The sequence below is a fragment of the Paracoccus marcusii genome, assembly GCF_006151785.1.
Classification (GTDB): Bacteria; Pseudomonadota; Alphaproteobacteria; order Rhodobacterales; family Rhodobacteraceae; genus Paracoccus; species Paracoccus marcusii.
In genome coordinates, this window is sequence record NZ_VDDD01000057.1 from 1 (window position 1) to 22,098 (window position 22,098).

The window sequence follows — 22,098 nt, forward strand, 5'->3', positions numbered from 1 at the left end:
GCGGGGGCGCGTCGCGCGCGGGGCCCATCGCCGCGAGCGCCATCACGAATATCATAAATTTCAACTTCATCGGCACCTCGTCATGTCTTGAATATAGGGCAGGACCGTCGGCAGGAAAGGATGGATCATGACAAAACCCACGCTGGAGGACTGGCGCAAGCTGGCACAGGGCGAACTGAAGGGGCGCGACCCCGACAGCCTGACCTGGGACACGCTGGAGGGGATCGCCGTCAAGCCGGTCTATACCCGCGACGACCTGGAGGGGATGGACCACCTGGACGGCCTGCCCGGCATCGCGCCGTTCACCCGCGGCCCGCGCGCCACGATGTATGCAGGCCGCCCCTGGACCATCCGGCAATATGCTGGATTTTCCACGGCCGAGGAATCGAACGCCTTCTATCGCCGCGCGCTCGCCGCGGGGCAGCAGGGAGTGTCGGTGGCCTTCGATCTGGCCACCCACAGGGGCTATGACAGCGACCATCCGCGGGTCGAGGGCGATGTGGGCAAGGCCGGCGTCGCCATCGATTCGGTCGAGGACATGAAGATCCTGTTCGACGGCATCCCGTTGGACCGCGTTTCGGTGTCGATGACCATGAACGGCGCGGTAATCCCGATCCTGGCGAACTTCATCGTCACCGGAGAGGAGCAGGGCCATTCACGCGCCGTGCTGTCCGGGACCATCCAGAACGACATCCTCAAGGAGTTCATGGTCCGCAACACCTATATCTATCCGCCCGAACCCAGCATGCGGATCATCGCGGACATCATCGAGTACACCTCGGCCGAGATGCCCAAGTTCAACTCGATCTCGATCTCGGGCTATCACATGCAGGAGGCCGGGGCGAACCTGGTCCAGGAGCTGGCCTATACCCTGGCCGACGGACGCGAATATGTGCGCGCGGCCATCGCGGCGGGCATGGATGTCGATGCCTTTGCGGGGCGGCTATCGTTCTTCTTTGCCATCGGCATGAACTTCTTCATGGAGATCGCCAAGCTGCGCGCCGCGCGTCTGCTGTGGCACCGGATCATGTCGGAATTTGAGCCCAAGAAACAGGGCAGCCTGATGCTGCGCACGCATTGCCAGACGTCCGGCGTGTCCCTGCAGGAGCAGGACCCTTACAACAACGTCATCCGCACCGCCTATGAGGCGATGTCGGCGGCGCTTGGCGGCACGCAATCGCTGCACACGAACGCGCTGGACGAGGCGATCGCCCTGCCTACGGATTTCAGTGCCCGCATCGCGCGGAACACCCAGCTGATCCTGCAGGAGGAGACGGGCATCACCCATGTCGTCGATCCGCTGGCAGGGTCCTATTACATCGAGAGCCTGACGGCGGAACTGGCGGAAAAGGCCTGGGCCCTGATCGAGGAGGTCGAGGAGATGGGCGGCATGACCAAGGCCGTGGCCAGCGGCATGCCCAAGCTGCGCATCGAGGAGACGGCGGCCCGGCGTCAGGCCCTGATCGACAGGGGCGAGGACGTGATCGTCGGCGTCAACAAGTACCGCAAGGAGGCCGAGGATCCGATCGACATCCTGGACATCGACAACGTCGCCGTCCGGGACAGCCAGATCGCCCGCCTGACCCGCATCCGCGCCACGCGGGACGAGGGCCGCGTCACCGGGACGCTGGCCGACCTGACCCGCCGCGCCCGGGAGGGCGGCAACCTGCTGGAGGCCGCCGTCGAGGCCGCCCGTGCCCGCGCCACCGTCGGAGAGATCAGCATGGCCATGGAAGACGAATTCGGACGCCACCGCGCCGAGGTGCGCACCTTGGCCGGCGTCTATGGCGCGGCCTATGAGGGGGACGAGGGCTTTGCCCAGATCCAGCGCGACGTCGAGACATTCGCCGTGGAGGAAGGCCGACGCCCGCGCATGCTGGTCGTCAAGATGGGCCAGGACGGTCATGACCGCGGTGCCAAGGTGATCGCCACCGCCTTTGCCGATATCGGGTTCGACGTGGACGTGGGACCGCTGTTCCAGACGCCCGAAGAGGCCGCGCAGGACGCCATCGACAACGACGTCCACGTGATCGGAATCAGCAGCCAGGCCGCCGGCCACAAGACGCTGGCACCCAAGCTGATCCAGGCCCTGCAGCATGCGGGCGCCGGCGATATCCTGGTCATCTGCGGCGGCGTGATCCCGCAGCAGGATTACGACTTCCTGCGCCGTGCGGGGGTCAAGGCGATCTTCGGCCCCGGCACGAACATCCCATCCGCAGCCGCGGACATCCTGCGGCTGATCCGCGAGACGCGACCCTGAGATTTGCGTCCCGCGACGGCGGGGGGCCAGCCCCCCGCACCCCCCGTGGCCTGCGCGGAACCGTGAGGCCTGCTTGCCTCGCGGTGCGGGCTGTGAAACCCTGCACCCAAAGCGAATGGGTGAGACATGGACGACGGGCGCAACGGATCGATCAAGCAGATCATCTGCATCAAGTGGGGTGCCAAGTTCGGTCCCGAATATGTCAACCGCCTGCATGCGATGATCGCCCGCAACATCACGCCGCCCTTCCGGCTGTTCTGTTTCACCGATGACGGGACCGGCCTGCATCCAGATGTCGCTGTGCGCCCGCTGCCCGATTTCGCTTATCAGGCCCCGGTCAACACCCGCGGCAAGTGGCCCAAGTCGCGGCTGTGGGGGGATCTGGGCGACGTCACGGGGGTGGTGCTGTTCCTGGACTTGGACGTGATCGTCACCGGCAGCCTTGACGCGTTCTTCGAACATGGCGATCCGGACGACACGATCCTTGGCCTGAACCCCAACACGCCGTTCGAGAAGATGGGCCAGACCTCGGTCTATCGGATGCGGGTCGGCAATCTGGCGCCGCTGCAGAAGATCTTTGCCGCTGACCCACAGGCCGCCGCTGACAAGTACAAGTACGAACAGCGCTTTGTCACCCGCAATGCCCCGGGCGGGGTCAAGTTCTGGCCGCGCGGGTGGCTGGCCCATTTCCGCTTTCACTGCGTGCCGATATTCCCCCTGAACTATCTGCGCGATCCCAAGATCCCGCGCGGGACGCGCATCGTGATGTTCCCCGGCAGCCTGAACCCGCCCGACGCGATCCTTGGCCGATGGGACGAGGCCGACGAGGCCCGCGCGCCGCTGGATCACCTGCGCGCGGCCTTCACCGGCCAGCGGCGCGAGGGCTTCCTGAAGCATCTGCGCCATTATGTCCGGCCGACCCCGTGGGTGGCGCAGCTTTGGCGTGAATGATGCCCCTGCCCCGCGCGCCCGATCGTCTGCCCGATAAGATGGCCGCGGCATTGGGCCATGCCGTCGCGGCCTTCGGCTTTCTTGAGGAGGCGCTGAAGCGCGCGATCTTTTCACTGACCCGCAAGGGTCTGGGCCAAGATGCGCAGGACCACGCCCTGGAGGCCTGGCTGCGCCGCATGGAGGAGATCGCCGACGACACCCTGGGCACGCTGATCGACAGCTTTCTGGCCGCCGCCCGCCGCAGCGAGGGGGTCGAGCTGGGCGCGCTGCCACCGACGCTGACCGACCTGCGGCGGATGCGCAACCTGCTGTGCCATGCGTCCTGGCGGCCGGGGGCACGGCCCGGCATGTGGCACCCGACCTTCATCAACACCCGCGGGGAACGCCATCCTCATGACATGGGCGCGGAAGACGTCCTGCAGGTCCGCGACCTGACCCTGCAGGCGGCGCGCCAGGTCGTGTCGGTGATGCGGCGGACCGGGATCGATGGGGAATGGGCGGGCGCCGACCCGTGATCGGTTCGTCGGCACGCATGCCACAGGACCGCGCCGCGACCGCATCGCGCGTTGCAACACGCGGCCCGGCGCGCTAACACCCGCAAAATCAAGGATGAGAGGCACTCATGTCGTCCCCCCTCCGCCTCGGCATCGCCGGGCTTGGCACCGTCGGGATCGGTGTCGTCAAGATCGTTCAGAAACACGCCGACCTGCTGGCGATGCGGTCGGGTCGCCCGGTGGCGATCACCGCCGTCAGCGCACGCGACCGCATGAAGAACCGCGACGCGGACCTGTCGTCCTATCGGTGGGAGGCGGACCCGATGGCGGTCGCCACCGCCGATGACGTCGATGTTTTCATCGAACTGGTCGGCGGGGATGCGGGCGTCGCGCGCGACAGCATCGAGGCTGCACTGCGGTCCGGCAAGGATGTCGTGACCGCCAACAAGGCGCTGCTGGCCATGCACGGTCAGCACCTGGCCAAGCTGGCCGAGGATCTGGGCCGCGTGATCCGGTTCGAGGCCGCCGTCGCGGGCGGCATCCCGGTGATCAAGTCGATGACCGAGAGCATGGCCGGCAACCGCATCACCCGCGTGATGGGCGTGATGAACGGCACCTGCAACTACATCCTGACCCGGATGGAAAGCGCGGGCCTGCCCTATGACGCCGTCTTCGAAGAGGCCCGCCAGCTTGGCTATCTGGAGGCCGACCCGACGCTGGACGTGGGCGGCATCGATGCGGGCCACAAGCTGGCGATCCTGTCGTCGATCGCCTTCGGCACCCAGGTCAACTTCGACGCGGTCGAGATCGAAGGCATCGAACGCGTCAGCATCGACGACATCCACCGCGCCCGCGACATGGGCTACCGCATCAAGCTGCTGGGCGTCGCGCAGATGACCGCCCGCGGGCTGGAACAGCGGATGTCGCCCTGCCTGGTGCCCGCCGACAGCCCGCTGGGGCAATTGGTGGGCGGCACCAACATGGTCGTGATCGAGGGCGACAGCGTGGGCCAGATCGTCCTGCGCGGCGCGGGCGCGGGCGAAGGCCCGACCGCCAGCGCGGTCATGTCCGACATCGTCGAGATCGCGCGCGGCGTCCGCATGCCGGTCTTCGGACAGCCTGCCGGATCGTTGACCGCGGCCCAGCCCGCCCGCACGGCCGTGCCCGCAGCCTATTACATCCGTCTGGAGCTGCAGGACAAACCCGGTGCCTTGGCCAAGGTCGCGACGGTCCTGGGCGATGCCGGCATCTCGATCGACCGGATGCGCCAGTACGGCCAGCACAGCCCGGCCAGCGTCCCGGTCCTGGTCGTGACCCACAAGACCACGCCCGAAGCCATCGACTACGCCATCGAGGCCCTGCCCCGCACCGGAGTCCTGGTCAGCGACCCGGTCGAGCTGCGCATCGAGGAAGTATGAAAAAAGGGGGCCACCGGCCCCCGTCCCGCGCCGCAAGGCGCTGATCGCGTCGCGCCCCCGTTTTCGGGGGCGCGTCCGTTTGGTCAGGCGTCCTTGCCCAGATAGATGTCGACCAGCTTGCCCAGCATCGCCAGCGCATCCTCGCGCGACCGCTGAAAGCTGTTGCGCCCGATGATCGAGCCGTTGCCGCCGCCGTCGCGGATCGCGCGCGCGTCGTCATAGACCGCATCGGTCCCCTTGGCCGCCCCGCCCGAGAACACCACGATGCGGCGTCCGCCAAAGCTGGCCTGCATGCAATGCTCGACCCGCTTGGCCTGGCTGGACACGTCGATCGCCTTCTCCTCGTAGACCTTCTTGGCCTCGGGCAGCATCAGGTGGTCGGTCGACAGCTTGATCTTGATGATATGCGCGCCGATCAGCGCCGCGATCTGGGCGGCATAGGCGGCCACGTCGATGGCGGTCTCGCCGTCCTTGGTGATCGCCTCGCCACGCGGATAGGACCAGATCACGGTCGCGACACCCTTGGCCGCGGCCTCGCGGCGCATCTCGACGATCTCCTCGAACATGTCCAGCGCCATGTCCGACCCCGGATAGATCGTGAAGCCGATCGCAGCGCAGCCCAGCCGCAGCGCGTCATCCACCGATGCGGTGATCGCCTGGTTCTTGCCCGCCGTGCCCGACATCAGGCTGTTGGCGCTGTTCACCTTCAGGATGGTGGGGATCTGGCCTGCAAAGGTGTCCGCACCCGCCTCGATCATGCCCAACGGCGCGGCATAGGCGTTCAGCCCGGCATCGATCGCCAGCTGATAATGGTAATGCGGGTCATAGCCGGCGGGGTTCGGCGCAAAGGACCGTGCGGGACCATGCTCGAACCCCTGGTCCACGGGCAGGATGATCATCTTGCCGGTGCCGGCCAGCTTTCCGGTCATCATCATGCGGGCCAGCTGCGCCTTCACGCCCGGCGTCTCGCCCTCGTAATTGGCCAGGATGCGGCGCACCGTATCGGTCATCTGCATGGGTCTCTCCTATCATTGTCGGCTGCTGGATAGCATGCGCCGGACCCGCAGCAATGCTGGTTACGCTAACAAATTCAGCCAGATGCGGTTTTCCGCTGCGTCGCGGCGCGGGCGATCCCTAAAAGCTTAATCACAGATGAATCGATTTTCTGACGAATTGTCCGCATCCTGCATGGCAGGGACAGACCCCGACAGGAGGATGCCATGTTCATGACCACGACCCTGGCGCATTATCAGCTGCCGATCTTCGGCATCGGGTCCAGCGCGCTGGAAACCCGCATCGGCGCGGACCAGCGGACGGTCTGGATGCGCCCCATCACGGCGGGTGCCAGCCAGACCGAACTGCTGCCCGCGTCCACGGTGCAATCGGCGGAACGCGTCACCCCGCCGATGGCCTATGCCCAGTGGCTCAAGATGCTTTGGGCCTATGAGGACGGCGCCAAGGCCGCTCAGACCGGAGGCTAGGGCGCGCCGTTCGCTCAGCGCTTGGCGGCTTCCAGTGCTGCAACGCCCGGCAGGGTCTTGCCCTCCATCCATTCCAGGAACGCGCCTCCCGCGGTCGAGATGAAGGTGAACTCCTCCGCCGCACCCGCCTTGTTCAGCGCCGCGACGGTGTCGCCCCCACCCGCGACCGACACAAGCTGTCCCTGCGCGGTCAGTTCGGCCGCGGCGCGCGCGGCGGCGTTGGTAGCCGCGTCGAAGGGCTCGATCTCGAAGGCCCCCAGCGGGCCGTTCCAGATCAGCGTCTTGCAGGCGGTCATCGCCTGACGCAACGCCTCGACCGTCTCGGGACCGGCATCCAGGATCATCGCATCGGCCGGGCACTGATCGACGGGCAGCGTCTCGGATGCCGCGCCTGCCTTGAACTCGCGTGCCACGACGATGTCCACCGGCAGGTGGATCTTGCAGCCGGTGGCATCGGCCTTCTCCAGGATGGCAAGGGCGGTATCGGCCATGTCGCGTTCGGCCAGCGACTTGCCGACCTCGACGCCCTTGGCCACCAGGAAGGTGTTGGCCATTCCCCCGCCGATCACCAGATGGTCGACCTTCTCGACCAGGTTCGTCAGCAGATCCAGCTTGGTCGAGACCTTGGCACCACCCACGACCGCCATCACCGGCCGTTGCGGATCGCCCAGCGCCGCGTCCAGCGCCTTCAGCTCTGCCTCCATCAGGCGACCCGCACCTGCATACATCAGCCGCGCCAGCCCCTCGGTCGAGGCATGGGCGCGATGGGCCGCCGAGAAGGCATCGTTCACATAGGCACCGCCCAGCGCCGCCAGCGATGCGGCGAAGGTGCCGTCGTTCTGTTCCTCGCCTGCGTGAAAGCGGGTGTTCTCCATCAGGGCCACCTGCCCCGGCTGCAGCGCCGCGACGACGCGCTTTGCGGGACCGCCGATGCAGTCGTCGGCGAAGACGACCGGCTGGCCCAGCGCCGCCTCCAGCGCGGGAACGATCTGGCGCAGGCTCATGCCCTCGACGCGCTGTCCCTTGGGGCGGTCGAAATGCGCCAGCAGCACGGGGATGCCGCCCTTGGCCTGGATGTCCTTGACCGTTGGCACGATCTTGTCGATGCGGGTGGTGTCGGTGACCTGGCCGTCCTCGACGGGGACGTTCACGTCGACCCGGGTCAGCACGACCTTTCCGTCAAGATCCATGTCGTCGATGGTGTTGAACTTTGCCATGTCGCATCCTTCAGGGTCCAAGAGTTGGCGAACTTGTCCCGCATGGCAGGCGCGGCGTCAACCGCGCCCGGTGGATGCGCGCCGCCCTGCCGGTCGGACCCCATAACGGTTTCGCGCGTTGCGCAGGGCAGCGACAGACCCTAGATCAGGGGTCGCACCTGACAAAGGAGGGCCTCATGGCCGAGATCAAGGACCCTGAAAACACCATCGTCATCCAGCTCAAGGACGGCCCCGTCGTCATCGAGCTGCTGTCCGACGTGGCCCCCAAGCATGCCGAGCGCATGAAGGAACTGGCCCGCGCCGGCGCTTATGACAACGTGGCCTTCCACCGCGTCATCGAGGGCTTCATGGCCCAGACGGGCGACGTGGCCCATGCGAACATGGAAAAGGACTACAACCCCGGCCGCGCCGGCACGGGCGGATCGGACAAGCCGGACCTGCCGGCCGAGTTCTCCAAGCTGCCCCATGACCGTGGCACCATCGGCGCCGCGCGGTCGCAGAACCCGAACAGCGCGAACAGCCAGTTCTTCATCAACTTCAAGGACAACCATTTCCTGAACGGCCAGTACACCGTCTATGGCCGCGTCATCGAGGGGATGGAGCATGTCGACAAGATCGCCCGTGGCGAGCCGCCAGTGAACCCGGACCGCATGATCAGCGTCAAGGTGGCCGCCGATGCGTAAGGCCGCTCTGATTCCGGCCCTGCTGATGCTGGGCACCGCCGCGACCGCGCAGGGGACCAACCCGCAGGTCGAGGATACCGACGGCCCGAACATGGTCATCGAGGTTGCCGATGCCGAAGGCACGTCCAAGGGCACGATCGTGCTGGACCTGCGCGAGGATCTGGCGCCCAACCACGTCGCCCGCCTGGTCGAGCTGACGAATTCGGGTGCCTATGACGGCGTGGTGTTCCACCGCGTCATCGACGGCTTCATGGCGCAGACCGGCGACGTCGAGAACGGCCGTCAGGACGGCGACACGGCGATGGCCGGGATGGGCGGTTCCGACCTGCCAGACCTGGAGGCCGAGTTCACCGAACAGACCTTCGACCGCGGAACGGTTGGCATGGCCCGTGCCATGGACCCCAACAGTGCCAACAGCCAGTTCTTCATCGACCTGGCCCCGGCGCCGTTCCTGGACGGTGAATATACCGTCGTGGGTCAGCTGATCGAAGGCTGGGACGTGCTGGACTCCATCAAGAAGGGCGACGCCGCCACCAATGGATCGGTGTCTGAGCCCGACTACATGATGACCGTGACCATCGCGGACGGTGACACGGCCGCCCCCGCGGAGAAGGCACCCGCTGCCGACGCCCCGGCCGAGGAAGCCCCGGCGGAAGACGCCGAGGGCTGATCCCCATGCGATCCGATCAGGGGGCCACGGTCCCCTGATCCCCCTCCCTGCGGGGATATCCCTTCTTTCATCGACGATCCGGCGCCATGCGCGGACGCGCCGCATGGTCCTCTGCTGCACTGCCGCATAATGGCCTTGCGGGACTGCGGTCGCCGCCCCTAGGATGCCGGGGTCATGACCAGCGCACCCCCACCCGCCACCGCATTGCAGATCACGCCCTCGGCCCCGATCAGCCGCGAGCTGCATGGGTGGCGTGCGAAATGCCTGCAGCGGCTGGTCCGGATGCAGCTTCCCGTCCCGCGCAGCTTTGCGATCCCTGCCGACACCGTCCGCATGATCGCCCAGGGACGGCGCATCCAGCCCGACGCCCTGTTGGACATCTTTGCGGGCAGCGGCTTGGTCAGCGTGCGCCCCTCGGCCGCGATGCCGGAATGGGGCGGGCCCGGAACCGTCCTGAACGTCGGCATCAACGATGCGCTGCACGCGCGGCTGGCCGAGGTGATCGGGCGCGACAATGCGGACGCGGTCTATCTGTCCTTCGTCCAAAGCTATGCGATCCATATCGCGCGGCTGGACCCTGACCTGTTCACGCAGGACGGCCCCGATGCCCTGGCGGCCAGCCTGCGGCACTACCAGGACGAGATGGACCAGCCCTTCCCCCAGGACCCCACCGAACAGCTGTCCGAGGTGCTGCGCAGCATGGCGCGTGCATGGGACGGGCCGACCGCCCGCCTGCTGCGTCAGGCCAAGGGTGCGCCCGCGGATGCGCCCTTGGGTCTGGTGGTGCAGGAAATGGCGCTGGCGCTTGGTCCGGGCATCTGCGGATCGGGCACGATCCAGTTCATCGACCCCGTCACCGGTACCCCGCGCGTCACCGGACGCTTTCGCGGCCAGCGCCATGGCGCGACCGTCGGGGCGGGCGCCGAGACGCTGTTCCTGACCCGCGACGACCGCGGCCCCGCGCTGGAGGACACCGCGCCCGAGATCTTTGCCGACCTGGTCCGCTTCGGCATTGCCGCCCGCGAGCGCCTGCGCGAGGAGATGCAGATCGAGTTCGTCGTGACCGAGGGCCGGATCAGCGTCATCGACGCCACCCGCGTGGCCCGTGGCAGCCGCGCCGGCGTCCGCATCGCGGTGAGCCTGGCGCGCGACGGTATCATCCCCCCCGAGGAGGCGCTGATGCGCGTCGAGCCGCGTGCCCTGGCCGACCTGCTGCACCATCAGGTCGACCCACGCGCGCCCCGCGACGTGATCGCGCGCGGCATCGATGCCAGCCCCGGCGCCGCCACCGGGCGCATCGTCTTTTCCGCCGCCAGCGCGCAATCCGCCCATGCACGGGGAGAACCCTGCATCCTGGTGCGGCGCGAAACCGTGCCCGAGGACATCCGCGGCATGCACGCCTCGGTCGCGGTGCTGACCGAGCGGGGCGGCACGACCAGCCATGCGGCGGTGATCGCCCGCGGCCTGGGCCTGCCCTGCATCGTGGGCGCCAGCGGCCTGACCATCGACGCCCGCGCCCGCACCGTGCGTGCCGGATCCCGCATCCTGCACGAGGGCGACGAGATCACCATCGACGGCAGCTCTGGCGAGGTTCTGGCGGGCGCGGCCGTCCTGCTGCCCCCCGCGCTGGACGATGCGTTCACGCAGCTGATGGACTGGGCCGCGGATGCGGGCGGCATGGGCGTGCGCGCCAATGCCGACACCCCCGAGGACGCCCGCGCCGCCCGGCGGTTCCAGGCCCAGGGCATCGGCCTGTGCCGCACGGAGCACATGTTCTTCGACGCCGAACGCCTGCCCGCCATGCGCGAGATGATCTTTGCCGACACGCCCGAGGACCGGCGCCTGTCCCTGGACCGCATCCTGCCCATGCAGCGCCAGGATTTCGCCAGCCTGTTCGAGATCATGGCCGGCCTTCCCGTCACCATCCGGCTGTTCGACCCGCCACTGCACGAATTCCTGCCCCATGACCGCGAGGGGCTGCGCGAACTGGCCGAATCGCTGGACCTGCCGCTGTCGGACGTGACCCGGCGCGTGGAGGCCCTGACCGAATTCAACCCGATGCTGGGCATGCGGGGGGTCCGTCTTGGGATCACCGTTCCCGAAATCTATGACATGCAGGCCCGCGCGATCTTCGAGGCGACCGTCCAAGCCAGCCGCAAGGGCGACCCCGTCGTCCCCGAGATCATGATCCCGCTGGTCAGCGCCATGCGCGAGGTCGAGCTGGTCAAGACCCGCATCGACGCCGTCGCGGCCGCCGTCAGGAACGAGATGCGCACCGATTTCACCTATCGCCTTGGCGTGATGGTGGAAACGCCGCGTGCCGCCCTGCGTGCCGGCGACATCGCGGCCCACAGCGCCTTCCTGTCCTTCGGCACGAACGATCTGACGCAGATGACCTATGGCCTGTCGCGCGACGATGCCGGGCGCTTCATGGGGACCTATGTGGGCCAGGGGGTCTATGCCGAGGATCCCTTCCATGTCCTGGATCAGGACGGGGTCGGAGAGCTGTTGCTGATCGGCGTGCAGCGGGCCCGCGCGCAGGCTCCGGGCATCACCCTGAGCGTCTGCGGAGAGCATGGCGGCAACCCCGAATCCATCGCGTTCTGCCATCAGGCGGGCGTGGACTACGTGTCCTGTTCACCCTTCCGCGTGCCGGTCGCGCGGCTTGCGGCGGCGCAATCGGCCATCAGAAACCGCCCGCCTGTGCCCCGGTCGTGATTCTGCAACTGCAAGTTGCTGATTTGGCTGGACATAACATCTGACCCTTACACCCATGTGCCGGAAGTTGCCGGTTTCCGCGCAACGGCGTGGCGGATTGCTGCCCAAAACTGCCCCGAACGGGCCGGTTCCGGGCCTCACGCCGAAGTGGGATGGCACAACAGATGCCGAAAATCCTAATCACATCGTCAGCCCGCCCGGCGTGACAGACCATCCCTGTCGACCGGGCATTAATGCCCCGTCAACACGGGACCTTGTATAGGACTGTACATGCCCAAGCTGTCGAAACGGCTGGCGCACGCTCTTTTATGTGCGGCAACAGCCATGCCCCTTCTGACGACCACTGCCCTTGCCGGGGGAAACGGATCGCTTTTTTCCGCCGATACCGGCATGTTCGGCGCTTTGCAAGCCGCCGCGAACGCTCCGCGGCCCACGCCGTTGCTTTATACCGACGTGATGCCCGTCACGGTCGAGATCACTCCCGATGAGCCCGTCGAAACCCTGCATCTGGCCAACACGCGCAAGGTGATTTCCCGCGCCGATCTGGACTGCATGGCAGAGGCCCTCTACCACGAGGCCCGCGGCGAAGGTCGTCAGGGTCAGATGGCCGTGGCCGAGGTCATCCTGAACCGCGTTGACAGCGGCGCCTTTCCCCGCACCGTCTGCGGCGTGATCAACCAGCCCAGCCAGTTCAGCTATACCATCGGCGGCGCCAAGCCGATCCGCAACAAGGCCGCCTATCTGCGTGCCCAGGACATCGCGGCCGAAGCGCTGGCCGGCGCACCGCGCCAGCTGACCGGTGGCGCCACCTATTTCCACACCCCGGCGGTCAGCCCGTCTTGGTCACGCCGTTTCCAGCGCACCGTCCAGATCGGCCGCCACATCTTCTATCGTACCAATCAGCGCGTCGCCTCGAACTGAGGTCTGCGGCGGGGGTTGCCCGCGCCGCGGATTTGCTGTGAATGGCGGATATGGAACATCCCGACCGCATCTTTCTGCGCGACTACGTCCTTTCGGCCGAGATCGGCGCCTTTCAATCGGAACGTGGCCTGGATCAGCGCCTGCGATTCAACCTGACCGTGGATCTGCGAGAGACCGTCGCGGACAGCGGCGATCATGTCGACGCCGTGCTGTCCTATGACGTACTGACGCAGGCGGTGGACACAGCGCTGGCCGATCAGCGCTACAACCTGGTCGAGACGCTGGCCGAACGCATCGCCGCCGAGGTGCTGGCCCATCCCCGCGCCGCCCGCATCACCGTCAGCGTCGAAAAGCTGGACCGCGGTCCGGGCGCCCTTGGCGTGTCGATCATCCGCCATCGGGGCCGCGTGCCCGCCACGGGCGTGGCCGCACAGGTGGCGATCCTGGTGCACGCCCCCGGCGCACCGCTGGCCACGGGGGCGGTCGTGATCGTTCCGGGCGCCCTGCCCATGACCGATGACGGGCCGCATGCCCGCCGCCTGGCGCTGTTGTCGCTGGATCAGGCCGCATGGCGGCTTGGCGGCGACCTGGGCATCGAGGTGGCCGAGACCCGCACCGAACTGGACGCCGCGATCCAGCTGCGCCAGCCGGTGATCTGGGCGCCCACGCGTCTTGCCGCCGATGCCCCGGATGCAGGCGACGGTCCCGACAGCCTCGCGCTGTGGCTGGCGGGGCGTCTTGGGGCCCATCACATCGATTTCGCCGGCCCTGCCGACAGGCCGCTGCCGGTCGTGCCGGACGGGTTGGCGGTCAACGTCGCGCATCTGCGCACCGCCTGACATCCGATGATGCAGGACGGCCTCTACTATCGCCCGATACCGCAGGATCAGAGCGGCCGCTGGCCCCTCGCCGGGGGGTGGACCAGGTTCACGCATCTGGAATGCCTGCAACGCGGCGCGGCCCCGCGCATCGTCGACAGCGCACCAGATCGCGTGATGGTGGCCCTGACGGCCCCGCGGCCGTCCGTCCTGGGCCTGACGCTGGACCGACCGCGATTGATGGGCATCGTCAATGCGACCCCCGACAGCTTCTCGGACGGCGGCCGGTACGATCCTGCATCGCAGGCGCGGACCCTGGCGGCGGATGGGGCGGACCTTTTGGACATCGGCGGCGAATCGACACGTCCCGGAGCCGAGGAGATCGCCGTCCCGGACGAGATCGCCCGCATCCTGCCCGCAATCGGCGCCGCCCGCGGCCTGTTGCCGATATCGGTCGATACGCGCAAGGCCGCGGTCGCGCAGGCGGCGCTTGCCGCCGGGGCGGGTATGGTCAACGACGTGTCGGGCTTTGATTTTGACGCGGGACTGGCGCCCATGGTGGCCGGTGCCGGGGTACCTGTCTGCCTGATGCATGCGCAGGGGCTGCCCGCCACGATGCAGGACGACCCGCGTTACGACGACGTGCTGCTGGACGTCTATGATGCCTTGGCCGCACGCATCGACCGGGCGGTCCGGGCGGGCATTCCCGCTGATCGCATCGTGATCGATCCGGGCATCGGCTTCGGCAAGACGGAGGCGCATAATCTGGCGATCCTGCGGCGGATTTCGCTGTATCATGGGCTGGGCTGCCCGATCCTGCTGGGCGTGTCGCGCAAGCGTTTCATCGGCCGGATCGGCGGGGCCGACCTGGCGGCAGAGCGCATGCCCGGCACGCTGGCCCTGACGGTCGCGGCCGTGGCCCAGGGGGTCCAGATCCACCGCGTCCACGATGTCGCGGAACACGCACAGGGGCTGCGCCTGATCGCGGCCCTCAACAAGAACGGGAAGGCAGGGACATGAGCAGGAAGCTTTTCGGCACCGACGGGGTCCGCGGGCGCGCCAACACCTATCCGATGACCGCCGAGATGGCGCTGCGCCTTGGCGCCGCCGCCGGCCGTTACTTTCGCCGCGACGGGCGCAACCGGCACCGCGTGGTGATCGGCAAGGACACTCGCCTGTCGGGCTACATGTTGGAAAACGCGCTGACGGCGGGGTTGACCAGCACGGGCATGAACGTGTTGCTGCTGGGCCCGGTGCCGACGCCGGCCGTCGGGTTCCTGACGCGGTCGATGCGGGCCGATCTGGGGATCATGATCTCGGCCAGCCACAACCCGGCCGAGGACAACGGCATCAAGTTCTTCGGTCCCGACGGCTTCAAGCTGTCCGACGAGGCCGAGGCCGAGATCGAGGCGCTGGTCGCGGGCGCGATGGAACCGGTCGCCCCGGCCAGCATCGGCCGGGCCAAGCGGATCGACGACGGTCGGGGTCGCTACATGGAATATGCCAAGACGACCTTCCCGGCCAAGCTGCGGCTGGACGGGCTGAAGGTGGTCTTGGACTGCGCGAACGGCGCCGCCTATCGCGCCGCGCCCGACGTCCTGTGGGAGCTGGGCGCGGATGTGATCCCCCTGGGCGTCGAGCCGGACGGATTCAACATCAACGACGGCGTCGGAAGCACGCATCCCCAGGCCTGCGCCGATGCGGTCCGTGCCCATGGCGCGCATCTGGGAATCAGCCTGGACGGCGATGCCGACCGGGTGGTGATCGTGGACCAGACGGGCCGCGTGGCGGATGGTGACCAGATCATGGCGCTGTTGGCCGGGCGGTGGGCCGAACAGGGCCGGCTTGCAGGCGGCGCGCTGGTCGCCACGGTCATGTCAAACCTGGGGCTGGAGCATTACCTGACCGCACGCGGCCTGCGGCTGGAGCGGACGCAGGTCGGTGACCGCTATGTGGTCGAGCGCATGCGCGAGGGCGGCTTTAACCTGGGCGGCGAACAGTCTGGTCATATCGTGATGACCGACTATGCCACCACTGGCGACGGGCTGGTGGCCGCGATGCAGGTGCTGGGCGCGATGGCCGAGACGGGTCGGGCGGCAAGCGAACTGGTCGCGCAGTTCGAACCCGTGCCGCAGATGCTGAAGAACGTCCGCTATGCCGCGGGTGCCGATCCGCTGGCGGCCGAGCCGGTCAAGCGCATGATCGCGGATGCCGAGGCGCGTCTGGCCGGGTCTGGCCGTGTGCTGATCCGGAAATCGGGGACCGAGCCGCTGATCCGGGTGATGGCCGAGGCCGAGGACGAGGCCGTCCTGCGCGAGGTCGTCGACGGCATCGTCGCGGCGGTCGAACGCGCAGCCTGATTTGCGTCCCGCGGCGGCCGGGGGGCTATGCGCCCCCCGGACCCCGTCGCGGAGGGGTGCCGATGGCGGGTCAGGGTATCTGTCCCACGGGATCGAAGTCATAGAGCCAGTCGAAACGGCCGGGCATCAGCGACGGCGCCAGACGGTCCGCCACGCGCAGCACCGAATGCGCGCCGATCCGCATGACACCCCCGAAATGATAGTTGCGGGCATTGGCGTTCGCCGCATCGACGATGCGGGTCACGCGCGGCTGGCGCAGCGCCTGATAGCGGGCCAGGGCCTGCGGCTGATCCGGGATCGCGTCCAGGCAGGCGGCAAGCGTCCAGGCGTCCTCGATGGCCATGCCCGCGCCCTGGGCCAGAAAGGGCAGCGTCGGGTGGGCCGCATCGCCCAGCAGGGCAAGCCGGTCGTCGTGCCAGCGCGCCGCGACCGGATGGCGGAAGAGACCCCACAGATGCGTATGGTCCACCTGGGCCAGCCAGCCCGGCACCGGCCCGCCCATGCCCGCAAAGGCCGCGCGCAGGCGGTCGGGGTCGCCGGGATGGGACCAGCCCTCATCCTGCCAGTCCGGGCGTTCCTCGACGGCCACGATGTTGCGCAGGCCGCCGGGCAGCGGATAGCTGACCAGATGCCTGCGCGCGGCCATGAAGACCTGCGCGACGGGCGCGCCTCCGGAATCGGGGATCAGGGCACGCCATGCGGTCTGGCCGGTGAAGAATGGCACCTGCTGGCCGTTCAGTGCTGCCCGATGCGTGCTGCGCAGCCCGTCGGCGGCGATGGTCAGCCCATCGGCATCAGCCGCCGTCACGCCAAGCTGGATCGTCACGCCCGCCTGCCGTGCCGCATCGGCCAGCAAACCGATCAGCCGGGCGCGGTGGATCAGCAGAAAGCGCGCCTCCGGGCGGTGCGCCCGAAGGTCCATGCGCAGCACGCGCCGCCCGCGTTCGTCGTTCAGTTGTACCGCATCCGTGCGCAGCGCGGCGCCATCCAGCGCGGTTCCCAAGCCAAGCGCATCCAGCACCCGCACCGCATTGGCCGAGATCTGGATCCCCGCACCGACCTCGCCCAGTTCGGGCGCGCGTTCCACGACCGTGACCTGCGCCCCGCGTCGCGCCAGGGCCAGGGCCGCCGTCAGGCCGCCGATTCCGGCGCCGATGACGGTCACGGGGCGGTTCTCAAGCGCGGACATGGATCGGACCTCTGGATATGACAAGGCCCCGCACCGGGCGGGGCCTGGCGCGGCGCTGACGGATGGATCAGTCGTCGCGGTGAACGCGTTCCTTGCGCTCGTGACGCTCCTGCGCTTCCAGCGTCATGGTGGCGATGGGACGGGCATCCAGACGACGCAGGCTGATCGGCTCGCCGGTCATCTCGCAATAGCCGAAATCGCCGGTCTCGATGCGGCGCAGCGCGGCGTCGATCTTGCTGACCAGCTTGCGCTGACGGTCGCGGGTACGCAGTTCCAGCGCGCGATCGGTCTCCTCGCTGGCGCGGTCGGCCAGATCGGGAACGCTGCGGGCGCTGTCCTGCAGTCCTTCCAGGGTCTCGGCCGACTGGCTGAGCAGTTCCTGCTTCCAGGCCTCGAGCTTCCGCCGGAAATATTCGAGCTGACGCTCGTTCATGAAGGGTTCGTCCTCGGCGGGACGATAATCCTGGGGAAGGAAGGTCTGGGCTTTCATTACGTCCTCCGGCGGCGCCGGGCGGAGCAAAATTACCGGCACCTTGCGCGGTCCCTTAAAGTATGACGTGCTGCTTGTCACTAGGGTTCAGGGCGCTAATGATGCGCGGCGTGCAATTCGCCGCAACTTTGCGGGCAGTTGCGGCCAAGCACCTTGCGCTAAAGGAGAGTTTTCATGCAGTTCACGGGAACCGACCGCTATGTGGCCCCGCCCGACCTGGCCCTGGCGGTGAACGCCGCCGTCACGCTGGAACGCCCGTTGCTGGTCAAGGGAGAGCCCGGAACCGGAAAGACGGAGCTGGCCCGGCAGGTTGCCGCCAGCTTGGGCATGCCCATCATCGAATGGCACGTGAAGTCCACGACCAAGGCGCAGCAGGGGCTGTACGAATACGATGCGGTCAGTCGGCTGCGCGACAGCCAGCTGGGCGACGCGCGGGTGAACGACGTGTCGAACTATATCCGGCGGGGCAAGCTGTGGCAGGCCTTTGCCGCCCCCGCGCGGGTCGTGCTGCTGATCGACGAGGTCGACAAGGCCGATATCGAGTTTCCGAACGACCTGCTGCAGGAACTGGACCGGATGGAGTTCCACGTCTACGAAACCGGAGAGACGGTGCGCGCCGCGCACCGGCCCGTGGTCATCATCACCTCGAACAACGAAAAGGAGCTGCCGGACGCGTTCCTGCGGCGGTGCTTTTTCCATTATATCCGGTTTCCCGATGCCGCGACCCTGCGCGCCATCGTCGAGGTGCATCACCCGGGGCTGAAACCCCGCCTGCTGGACAGCGCGCTGTCCCAATTCATGGAGTTGCGCGACGTGCCGGGGCTGAAAAAGAAGCCCTCGACGAGCGAATTCCTGGACTGGCTGAAGCTGATCCTGGCCGAGGACCTGTCTCCCGAGGATCTGGCCCGCGATCCTGCGACGATGCTGCCCAAGCTGCACGGCGCGCTGCTGAAGAACGAACAGGACGTGGCCCTGTTCGAGAAGCTGGCCTTCATGGCGCGCCGCCAAGGCCGCTGAGAAGAGGATTTCCCCTGCCCCGGCCCCCCGCCGGAGAAGCCTTTTCCCGATTGCCGCCCGCCCGGCCCGGCGACTAGGCTTGCGCCACATCGGAGGGAGGACACCATGAGCGATCAACAGGGTTTCGACACGCGGGCGATCCATGCGGGGGCGGCCGCCGACCCGGCGACCGGGGCGCGGCAGGTGCCGATCTATCAGACGACGGCCTATGCCTTCCGCGACGCCGACCACGCCGCGCGCCTGTTCAACCTGCAGGAGGTCGGATACATCTATTCGCGCCTGACCAACCCGACCGTCGCGGCCCTGCAAGCGCGCGTCGCGGCGTTGGAGGGGGGTGCGGGCGCGGTCTGCTGTTCGTCGGGCCATGCGGCGCAGATCATGGCGCTGTTTCCGCTGATGGCGCCGGGGCGCAACATCGTGGCCTCGACCCGGCTCTATGGCGGCACCGTGACCCAGTTCAGCCACACGATCCGGCGGTTCGGATGGTCGGCCAAGTTCGTCGATTTCGACGACCCCGAGGCGCTGCGCGCGGCGATCGACGACGACACGCGCGCGGTCTTCTGCGAATCGATCAGCAATCCCGGCGGGTCGGTCACCGACATTCCGGCGGTCGCGGCCATCGCGGATGCGGCGGGGATCCCGCTGATCGTCGACAACACGCTGGCCACCCCCTATCTGTGCCGCCCGATCGAGATGGGCGCGACGCTGGTCGTGCACAGCCTGACGAAATACATGACCGGCAACGGCACGGTCACAGGCGGCGTGGTCGTGGACAGCGGAACCTTCGACTGGTCCGCCAGCGACAAGTTCCCCAGCCTGTCTGCCCCGGAACCCGCCTATCACGGGCTAAAATTCCACGAGACCTTCGGCAACATGGCCTTCACCTTTCACGGCATCGCCATCGGGCTGCGCGATCTGGGCATGACCATGAACCCGCAGGGCGCGCATTACACGCTGATGGGGATCGAGACGCTTGGCCTGCGGATGGAACGCCATGTCGCCAATGCGCAGACGGTCGCCGCCTGGCTGGAGGCCGACGACCGGGTGGAGCGGGTGACCTATGCCGGCCTGGACAGCTCTCCGTGGAACGCGACGGCGCGCCGGCTGTATCCCAAGGGCGCCGGGGCGCTGTTCACCTTCGCGATCAGGGGCGGCTATGCGGCGGCGGTCAAGCTGGTCGATGCGCTGTCGCTGTTCAGCCATGTGGCGAACCTGGGCGATGCGCGGTCACTGGTGATCCATTCGGCCTCCACCACCCACCGCCAACTGACCGAGGATCAGCAGCGCGCCGCCGGTGCCGCCCCCGAGGTCGTCCGCCTGTCGGTGGGCATCGAGGATGCGGACGATCTGATCGCCGACCTGGATCAGGCCCTGACCAAGGCCATCGCCTGACGAAACGGGCCGGGGGGCGACCCCCGGCCCGTCCCTGCATTGTCGTCCGGTCAGTTCGCCGGGGTCTCGGGCAGCGGCTCGACGATGCCGGGCACGATCGGTTCGTCCGGCGCGGGTGCGCCGTCGCCGGGCATCGGCGGATGCACGGGGCTGCCGTCAGGCCCGCCCGCCGGACCACCGGCGGGGCCGCCATGTTTGGGGCCACCATGCTCAGGCCCACCATGCTCGGGGCCGCCATGACCGCGGTCGCCGTGATGCATGCCCATACCGTGCGGCGGCATCGGCGCACAGGCACCCTCTCCGGCCAGCGCGTATTCGATCTCGACCTGGGCGGCCATCTCGACCTCTCCGGCCTGGACGGGCACGGCATCGGCCATCGCGGCCTCCATGCGCATCATCGGGCGCGGGCCGCCCGTACCGGTCTGAATGTCGCGCAACGTCAGCACCGGGCCCAGGTCGACGCCCGCCGCCTCTGCCAGCAGCTCGGCCTTGCGGCGTGCGTCGGTCACGGCATCGCGGCGGGCCTGATCCTGCGCCTCGGCGCCATCCTCGCGGCTGAAGGTGATGCCGTTGATCTCATTGGCACCTGCGGTGACGATGGCGTCCAGAACCTCGCCCAGACGGGCCAGGTCGGACACGCGCACCGCAACGGTGTTCGTCGCCTGATAGCCGGTGACGGTCGGGGCCTGGTTTTCGCCATACTGCATCAGCGGGTTCAGGTTCAGCCCCGAGGTCTGGATCTGCGCCTCGTCGATCCCGGCACCGGTCAGCGCCTCGATCACGGCGCTCTGCTGGGTGTTGTTCTGCTCCATCGCGGCGGCGGCGCTGTCGGCCTGCGTGGTCACGCCCAGCTGGACGGTCGCCATGTCGGGGGCGATGCGGGACTGCCCCTCGCCGGTGACGGTCAGGCGCGACGGACCGGCCGGACCGCAGGCCATGGGCGCGGCAAGGGCGGGGGCGGCCATCAGGGCGGTCATGGCCACGGACAGGGCCAGCCGTCTTGCAGGGGGGGCACGGAAGATCGGTCGCATCAGGGGATCCTTTCTGATCGCGTGTTCGCTCAGGCGTTGATGCCCTGCCCGATGCCCGCTTCCTAGCCCTTTCACGCGCAAAACCGATCACAGATATGGCAGTTCTTCTTTCAACGTTCCACAATTTGCGGTAGTGGTGATTGGTGAACAATGACGTCGCGGGCACGACCACGCGACGCACCCCGAGCAGTGAAGACAGCCATGAACCAGCACGCCGCGCCACCCGAATTCGCCATGAGCTTTACCCAGGAGGCGGTCCGGCTGGAATGCCGCAACGGCCCGGATTGGCGGCCCCTGGGCCATGCCCGCTTCGCCGGCGGCGACATGGCCGCCGTGCTGAACGGGTTGCGCGAGCAGGCGGGCGGCCAGGCCGGGGAACTGGACACGGTCCTGGTTATCCCCGACGATCAGATCCTGTACACAGTGCTGACGGTCCCCTTCGGCTCGGACACCGCTGCAACCATTGCGCGCGCGCTAGAAGCGTCGACCCCCTATCGCGCCGAGGATCTGGCCTTCGACTGGTGTCCCGCCACGAACGGCGACATCGAGACGTTGCGCGTGGCCGCCGTCGCCCGCCGCACCCTGCACGAGGCCGAGGATTTCGCCCGCGCCCAGGGCTTTCGCCCATCCGGATTTCAGGCGCGGCCGGGCGACGACCGGTTCCAGGGCAATCCCGATTTCGGCCCCTCGCGGCTGGTGCAGGAACAGTACAACCGACGGCCCTTCAGCGAGCCGGTCCTCAGCCAGGCGCGCGTGACCGCCCCGCAGATCGAGATCGAACAGCCCGTCGTCGCGGCGGTGCCAGTCATCTCGCGCATCATCCCGCATGTGGTCGTGGTCCCGGCGGCGGTCGCGGTCCAGCCCGCCACCGACACCGTCGCGCCCCCGACGGTTGAGACGCCTGCCGCGGTGATCCGTCACGGCAGCGGGCCGCTGACCGCAAAGCGCCTGTCGCCGCGCGCCGAGGCCGTGCACAGCCGCGCCGCCG

The 22,098-nt window shown here is 68.0% G+C and carries 19 protein-coding genes and 1 pseudogene; 15 read left to right on the forward strand and 5 right to left on the reverse strand.

The window, feature by feature from the left end; all coding sequences use genetic code 11:
* Positions 1–127: 127 nt before the first annotated feature.
* The 4 genes from scpA (at position 128) to FHD68_RS10425 (ending at position 5,123) form a co-directional block, all read left to right on the forward strand.
* Positions 128–2,260 (forward strand): methylmalonyl-CoA mutase, encoded by a 2,133-nt coding sequence (gene scpA / locus FHD68_RS10410; RefSeq protein ID WP_127898603.1) that lies wholly within the window; start codon positions 128–130, stop codon positions 2,258–2,260.
* Between the two features lie 126 nt (positions 2,261–2,386).
* Positions 2,387–3,211: a glycosyl transferase gene (locus FHD68_RS10415; RefSeq protein ID WP_127898604.1), complete on the forward strand. Its 825-nt coding sequence runs from the start codon at positions 2,387–2,389 to the stop codon at positions 3,209–3,211.
* Entirely contained in the window at positions 3,208–3,726 is a 519-nt protein-coding gene (locus FHD68_RS10420) for a hypothetical protein (protein ID WP_127898605.1), read from the forward strand. The genes FHD68_RS10415 and FHD68_RS10420 overlap by 4 nt, the downstream gene beginning before the upstream one ends.
* Positions 3,727–3,833: 107 nt before the next feature.
* On the forward strand, positions 3,834–5,123 hold the full coding sequence (locus FHD68_RS10425; RefSeq protein WP_127898606.1) for a homoserine dehydrogenase: 1,290 nt from the start codon (positions 3,834–3,836) through the stop codon (positions 5,121–5,123).
* A gap of 83 nt (positions 5,124–5,206) precedes the next feature.
* On the opposite strand, the gene FHD68_RS10430 is transcribed toward FHD68_RS10425, so the two are convergent.
* Positions 5,207–6,139: a class I fructose-bisphosphate aldolase gene (locus FHD68_RS10430; RefSeq protein WP_139085662.1), complete on the reverse strand. Its 933-nt coding sequence runs from the start codon at positions 6,137–6,139 to the stop codon at positions 5,207–5,209.
* A gap of 204 nt (positions 6,140–6,343) precedes the next feature.
* Between FHD68_RS10430 and FHD68_RS10435 the strand changes: the two genes are divergently transcribed.
* Positions 6,344–6,604: a hypothetical protein gene (locus FHD68_RS10435; RefSeq protein WP_127898607.1), complete on the forward strand. Its 261-nt coding sequence runs from the start codon at positions 6,344–6,346 to the stop codon at positions 6,602–6,604.
* 14 nt (positions 6,605–6,618) lie between these two features.
* Here FHD68_RS10435 and FHD68_RS10440 read toward each other — a convergent pair whose 3' ends face one another.
* Complete coding sequence (locus FHD68_RS10440; protein ID WP_139085664.1) at positions 6,619–7,821, reverse strand: phosphoglycerate kinase; 1,203 nt, start codon at positions 7,819–7,821, stop codon at positions 6,619–6,621.
* A gap of 176 nt (positions 7,822–7,997) precedes the next feature.
* Here FHD68_RS10440 and FHD68_RS10445 point away from each other — a divergent pair, with 176 nt between their 5' ends.
* The 7 genes from FHD68_RS10445 (at position 7,998) to glmM (ending at position 15,991) form a co-directional block, all read left to right on the forward strand.
* On the forward strand, positions 7,998–8,504 hold the full coding sequence (locus FHD68_RS10445) for a peptidylprolyl isomerase (protein WP_042251774.1): 507 nt from the start codon (positions 7,998–8,000) through the stop codon (positions 8,502–8,504).
* Complete coding sequence (locus FHD68_RS10450) at positions 8,497–9,174, forward strand: peptidylprolyl isomerase (protein WP_127898609.1); 678 nt, start codon at positions 8,497–8,499, stop codon at positions 9,172–9,174. The genes FHD68_RS10445 and FHD68_RS10450 overlap by 8 nt, the downstream gene beginning before the upstream one ends.
* Before the next feature lie 174 nt (positions 9,175–9,348).
* Positions 9,349–11,892 (forward strand): putative PEP-binding protein, encoded by a 2,544-nt coding sequence (locus tag FHD68_RS10455; protein WP_127898610.1) that lies wholly within the window; start codon positions 9,349–9,351, stop codon positions 11,890–11,892.
* Between the two features lie 324 nt (positions 11,893–12,216).
* The gene (locus FHD68_RS10460; protein ID WP_244297818.1) at positions 12,217–12,813 is read left to right on the forward strand and encodes a cell wall hydrolase; all 597 of its coding nucleotides are present in this window, start codon (positions 12,217–12,219) and stop codon (positions 12,811–12,813) included.
* A 41-nt stretch (positions 12,814–12,854) separates the two neighbouring features.
* Positions 12,855–13,652 carry a dihydroneopterin aldolase gene (locus FHD68_RS10465; protein ID WP_240542413.1) on the forward strand — a complete coding sequence of 266 codons (798 nt, stop codon included), beginning with the start codon at positions 12,855–12,857 and terminating at the stop codon, positions 13,650–13,652.
* Between the two features lie 6 nt (positions 13,653–13,658).
* Complete coding sequence (gene folP / locus FHD68_RS10470; RefSeq protein WP_425277544.1) at positions 13,659–14,651, forward strand: dihydropteroate synthase; 993 nt, start codon at positions 13,659–13,661, stop codon at positions 14,649–14,651.
* Positions 14,648–15,991 (forward strand): phosphoglucosamine mutase, encoded by a 1,344-nt coding sequence (gene glmM, locus FHD68_RS10475; protein ID WP_045999095.1) that lies wholly within the window; start codon positions 14,648–14,650, stop codon positions 15,989–15,991. Before folP ends, glmM begins: the two co-directional genes overlap by 4 nt.
* A gap of 70 nt (positions 15,992–16,061) precedes the next feature.
* On the opposite strand, the gene FHD68_RS10480 is transcribed toward glmM, so the two are convergent.
* Together FHD68_RS10480 and dksA are read right to left on the reverse strand one after the other, a co-directional pair.
* Complete coding sequence (locus tag FHD68_RS10480; protein ID WP_127898612.1) at positions 16,062–17,180, reverse strand: FAD-dependent oxidoreductase; 1,119 nt, start codon at positions 17,178–17,180, stop codon at positions 16,062–16,064.
* A gap of 67 nt (positions 17,181–17,247) precedes the next feature.
* Positions 17,248–17,670 (reverse strand): RNA polymerase-binding protein DksA, encoded by a 423-nt coding sequence (gene dksA / locus FHD68_RS10485; protein ID WP_045984066.1) that lies wholly within the window; start codon positions 17,668–17,670, stop codon positions 17,248–17,250.
* 174 nt (positions 17,671–17,844) lie between these two features.
* On the opposite strand from dksA, the gene FHD68_RS10490 reads away from it, so the two are divergent.
* Together FHD68_RS10490 and FHD68_RS10495 are read left to right on the forward strand one after the other, a co-directional pair.
* The gene (locus FHD68_RS10490) at positions 17,845–18,687 is read left to right on the forward strand and encodes an AAA family ATPase (RefSeq protein WP_045999093.1); all 843 of its coding nucleotides are present in this window, start codon (positions 17,845–17,847) and stop codon (positions 18,685–18,687) included.
* A gap of 105 nt (positions 18,688–18,792) precedes the next feature.
* A complete protein-coding gene (locus FHD68_RS10495; RefSeq protein WP_127898613.1) occupies positions 18,793–20,079 on the forward strand; it encodes an O-acetylhomoserine aminocarboxypropyltransferase/cysteine synthase family protein in 1,287 nt (428 codons plus the stop codon).
* A gap of 50 nt (positions 20,080–20,129) precedes the next feature.
* Here the strand turns inward: FHD68_RS10495 and FHD68_RS10500 are convergent, their stop codons facing one another.
* A complete protein-coding gene (locus FHD68_RS10500; protein ID WP_127898614.1) occupies positions 20,130–21,110 on the reverse strand; it encodes an SIMPL domain-containing protein in 981 nt (326 codons plus the stop codon).
* 201 nt (positions 21,111–21,311) lie between these two features.
* Between FHD68_RS10500 and FHD68_RS10505 the strand changes: the two are divergent.
* Positions 21,312–22,098: pseudogene (locus FHD68_RS10505) on the forward strand (hypothetical protein); the annotation flags it as partial.